At 65.1% G+C, this 734-nt stretch carries 1 pseudogene; it reads right to left on the bottom strand.

Going from position 1 to position 734, the window contains the following annotated elements:
• Positions 1-671: pseudogene (locus ACX9GQ_RS25030) on the bottom strand (transposase); the annotation flags it as partial.
• Positions 672-734: the final 63 nt, after the last annotated feature.

The following is a 734-nucleotide window of genomic DNA, read 5'->3' as shown; positions in this document are numbered from 1 at the left end:
GATGCGCAGGCGCCGACCGTTGGCGAACTGGTCATGTACGAAATCGGTCGACCAGCGTGCGTTCGGCCTGGCCTCGACCAGGATCGGCGCCCGCATGCCTACGGCCTTGCGTCGCGCGCGTCGTTTGCGCACCGAGAGGCCTTCCTCTCGATAGAGCCGATGGATGCGGTTGACGCCCGAGGGCTCGCCCTCCCGCCGCAGCAGAACGAACAGCCGCCGATACCCGAAGCGACGTCTCTCATTGGCCAGTTCCCGCAGTCGAGTGCGAAGCTCCGTGTCCGCCGGCCGGCTGGACCGATAGCGAACCGTCGTCCGGTCCGCTCCGATGATCAGGCAGGCCCGCCGCTCCGAAAGACCCATGACGGCCTGCAGGTGCGCGACACCCGCGCGCTTGGCGGCGGGCCCTACCATTTTTTTGACAGAAGCTCACGAAGCGCGGCTGCATCAAGCATCTGCTCGGCCAGGAGCTTCTTCAGCTTCGCGTTCTCGTCCTCGAGCTGCTTCAGCCGCTTGGCCTCGGAGACATCCATGCCGCCGTACTTGGCCTTCCAGTTGTAGAGCGTCGCTTCCGAGACGCCGTGCTTGCGCGCCAGATCGGCCGTCTTCGCGCCGGCCTCATGCTCCTTCAGCACGCCGATGATCTGCTCTTCCGTGAACCGTGCTCGCTTCATCTGTCCGCCCTTCGAAGGGCCGGACTCTAACTCCGGGTGGAGGAAAAACTCAGTGGCAGGTCA

It is taken from the genome of Alsobacter sp. R-9, assembly GCF_054612375.1.
This window is presented reverse-complemented; position numbering and strand designations above follow the sequence as displayed.